Here is a 3931-nt window from a genome sequence, read left to right as displayed (position 1 = left end):
GAAAACTGAAAACTGAAAACTGAAAACTGAAAACTGAAAACTGAAAACTGAAAACTGAAAACTGAAAACTGAAAGATTGTAACTCTTATTCTATGTTTGTCAACTATCAGTTTTCAACTTTCAGTTAATCAGCTATTAGCTTGTTTTATTTTTGCTAATTAAGAATTGCTATTTGTTAATTATTATGCTATACTAAGTGTACTATATCTATTTAGCTTGGTAAAGATGAAAACCTATATTATTGCTCGTTACATTTATTTATTTGTACCCTTTATTAGCTGGGCTGCAGCGCAGCTTTTAAAGCCTTTTTTTAATTATCTTATCCACCGTAAGTGGAACTACAAGATGTTTTGGCAAAGCAGCGGTATGCCCAGCTCGCATTCCTCTACGGTAATGAGCCTAGCCACCATTATTGGCCTGCGCGAAGGCCTTAGCTCGCCGTTTTTTGCTATTGCTATTACCTTTGCCCTTATCATTATGTACGACGCACGGGGCGTACGGCAAGCCAGCGGCAAACATGCCAGCTACCTTAACAGTATTATGGACGATGTAAATAACCTGCTTAACAAAGGTATTAGCTACGAACGCTTTAAAACCGAACTAGGCCATAGCACCAACCAAGTGGCGGCCGGCGGAGTACTGGGTTTTTTAATTGCTTTACTTTTTTATAACATAATTGGGTAACGGGGAACAATCATACTATAAAACAATTATTAATTAAATAAAAATCAATATTTCTTGTTCCCTATGCCTTATCTAAAGTTTTCTAAAGCCAGTTCATTAATAGTTTTTTCCAGCTCTTGGCCTGTATGAGCGTTATTAAAAAAAATAAAATTGGCGGTAAGTTCTACCGTAACTTGCTGGCCGCGCCATTGTAAAGTTAAAGGGGCTAAAGCAGGGGCTAACTTATCGTTTAATAATTCAAATTCGGCAGCTGTGGCAGCAATTAAAAAAGCAAAAGCCGCCTTGCGTGTTAAATCGATAAATAAATCGCTGGAAGGTAATAACGGCCTTAACCCTTCGTAACTGACTACCGCAAAATAATCTAGCGCTAAATTACCAAACTCTTTTAATTGTTCGCGATTGGTAAAACTAATAGAGATAATAGCCAAATTAAAGTTAGGGTTAGCTACACGTTTTATTAAGGCATTTTTTAAGCTTTCGTGGTTTTTGCTGCTATGGTTAGCCAGCGAGGTATAGGCCATATTGGTAGCCCGTTCTTCGCCTTCTTTACGAAAGATAGCTTGCAATAAAATAAAACTCCATACCAATAAAGCCGAACCAATAATTAATAACAAAAAGAAAAAACGATTACGGGCCGCTAAATCGGCTTCCAGCTGGCTGTTGGCTGTACGTAAAAGAGATAGCTCGATGGAGTTTCTAAAAAAAGCATCGCTGCGGTCTTGTTCGGCGCGCAGCAGCCTAAGCTCGCTGCTATTACGCAAATTAAGCATATCAAAGGCTTGCTGGGTAAAGCCGGCTTTTAAGTAAGCTTCGGCCAGTAAACCCTCCATTACCGGCTGTAAAACATCTTCGGTGCGGGAAATAGCGAGCACCGCCCTTTGGCCATGAAAGATAGCATCGCTCCAGTTTTGCTCAGCAAAAGCAAGGCGGGCCAACCCAAAACGAGCCCCCGCAATGGCCCAGCTTTCGGCAAATTGAGTGGCATTAGCTAAAGCCTCTTGCCACCTTAAAGCGGCAGTTTCCACATCATTTTGCCGGTAAGCTATTTCGGCTTGTTCCAAATAGATATAAGAAAAACTGGTAAATTCGCTGCTAATGGTTAAAGCTTCGCTTGCATAATTTTGAGCGCTGCTAAAATTGCCCAGCTGCCGATGGCTTTGCACTAAATTTAACAAGGCGCTAAAACGTTCGGGGTTAGAGCTTTGGTAAGACAAAGCCTCGCCAAAAAAAATACCGGCCTGCTGGTAATCGCCCTCCCGCAAAGCAATTTCGCCCAGCTGCATAGCGGCGCGGAAACGTAAAGCCGGGTTATTACTTAAGGCATAGCTGGCGCTAAAGTGCTGCTGGGCAGTGGTTAAATCGTTTAAAAATAAGCTAACCCGGCCTAAATTAAAGTAAACTCTAGCCTCTTCGTGGTTATTAGGGTGGGTTGCCAGTAAATCTAGGGCCGACATAGAGTAAAAATAAATTTGCGGCGCACCGCTTTCATCAAGGCTATCGGCATGGTCGTTAAAAAGCACAATCTTAACATCATCGGGCATATTAATTAGCCGGCGCATCAGTTCGTCTTGGGCCAAGGCCGGCCTAACGGCGATAAAAAATAAACTTAAAATAAATAATTTTTTAATAATGTTCTCTCCCTATAGGGCGCAACACCCTTTCGGCTTTTGCCGCCCCTCTTTACAAGATAGTCGTATAGTTGTACATTGTTAATTAAAAAGTAACTTATACCCCACACATTACTAAAAAGGTAATAACAAAGCTATGAAACAAATTGAAAATATCCTTAATAATTATCGGCAAGCTGTAGCTAACTGTCAAAAAATTGCCGATTTACTGGTTATTAAAGCCGATTGCTTAGGCAAAAACGGTAAACTTAACAGCATATTAAAAGACCTTAAAAATTTAACTGCCGAAAACAAAAAGCAGTTGGGCAGCTTAGCTAATGTGGCTAAAGAAGAGGCCATTAAACTTTTTGACGAACGTTTAGCTCAGCTAGAACGTGCCGAAACTTTACAAAAACTGGCTAAAAACCGCTTAGATATTAGCCTAACGAACGAAGTTTTGGCTACCGGCTTAAAGGGGGGCGGTTTGCACCCTTTAACGCAGATAAGCCGCGAAGTAGAAGATATTTTTTTAAAGATGGGGTTTGATATTTTAGACGGCCCTTATATCGAGGACGAATACCATAACTTTTCGGCCTTAAATATTCCGGCCGAACACCCGGCGCGGGATATGCAAGATACCTTTTGGTTTAACGATATGGTGCACCTATTGCGCACCCAAACCTCGCCCATACAAATACGCGGTATGGAGCAAAAAAAGCCGCCCTTTAAATTTTTAGCGCCCGGCAAAGTGTTTAGAAACGAAGACGTAGATGCCAGCCACGAAATGGCCTTTCACCAGATAGAAGCGATGGTGGTGGGCCGTGATATTGGCGTACCGGCAATGCTTTATTGCCTGCAAACTACCCTAAGCAAAGTTTTTGCCCGGCCCGTTGATGTACGGCTGCGCACCGGCTTTTTCCCTTTTGTCGAGCCGGGTTTCGAGCTGGATATTTCCTGCCAAATTTGCGGCGGCAAAGGCTGCACCGTTTGCAAACAATCGGGCTGGATAGAGTTTTGCGGCTGCGGCCTGATTCACCCCAACGTGCTTAAAGCCGGCGGCATAGACAGCAACGAGTTTTCGGGCTTTGCTTTTGGTATGGGCTTAGACCGGCTGGCTATGATGCTTTATGGCATAGACGATATACGTTTATTCCACAGCGGCGACCTGCGTTTTATTAGCCAATTTGGTTAAGCCAAATAAAATTTAACGGATTATAGTTACACGGTTACCGGCCTCTATTTTAGTTAGAGCAGGGTTATTAGCTACATTTAAGCTGGCTATCCGCGTTCGCCACAAAGTAATTTCGGCTAAATTAACGTTACGGCTTATATCTAAACTTGTTAAGTTACTACCGCTTATATCCAAATGAGTTAAATTAATATTATTAGCTAAATTTAAAGCGGTAAAATTATTACGGAACGGGGGGTTAAATAAAAACCTAACTTCGTTACCGGCCTCAAGTTGGGTTAAGTTCACGTTATGGCTTACATCTAAGTTGTCTAACCTATTATTTGTAACACTAAGCCAAGCTAAATTAACGTTACGGCTTACATCTAAACTTCTTAAACCATTGCCGGCTAAACTTAACCGAGTTAGATTACGATTATTGCTTACATCTAAGCTAGTTAGCCGATTACCG

The 3931-nt window shown here is 41.6% G+C and carries 4 protein-coding genes; 2 read left to right on the top strand and 2 right to left on the bottom strand.

The genetic code is table 11. The features are described 5' to 3' along the window. Nucleotides 1-225 precede the first annotated feature (225 nt). Nucleotides 226-684, top strand: a complete 459-nt coding sequence (locus FWE37_09320) for a divergent PAP2 family protein (GenBank protein ID MCL2521178.1) — start codon at nucleotides 226-228, stop codon at nucleotides 682-684. 68 nt (nucleotides 685-752) lie between these two features. On the opposite strand, the gene FWE37_09315 is transcribed toward FWE37_09320, so the two are convergent. Then, entirely contained in the window at nucleotides 753-2243 is a 1491-nt protein-coding gene (locus FWE37_09315) for a hypothetical protein (GenBank protein ID MCL2521177.1), read from the bottom strand. A gap of 205 nt (nucleotides 2244-2448) precedes the next feature. On the opposite strand from FWE37_09315, the gene pheS reads away from it, so the two are divergent. Beyond that, complete coding sequence (gene pheS / locus FWE37_09310) at nucleotides 2449-3483, top strand: phenylalanine--tRNA ligase subunit alpha (GenBank protein MCL2521176.1); 1035 nt, start codon at nucleotides 2449-2451, stop codon at nucleotides 3481-3483. A 12-nt stretch (nucleotides 3484-3495) separates the two neighbouring features. On the opposite strand, the gene FWE37_09305 is transcribed toward pheS, so the two are convergent. After that, nucleotides 3496-3931: hypothetical protein (locus FWE37_09305; protein ID MCL2521175.1), on the bottom strand; the 436-nt coding region annotated here is incomplete at its 5' end.

The sequence above is a fragment of the Spirochaetaceae bacterium genome (genome assembly GCA_009784515.1).
Classification (GTDB): domain Bacteria; phylum Spirochaetota; class Spirochaetia; order WRBN01; family WRBN01; genus WRBN01.
Note: the sequence above shows the minus strand (reverse complement) of the source record. Positions and strands in the feature narration are given on the sequence as shown.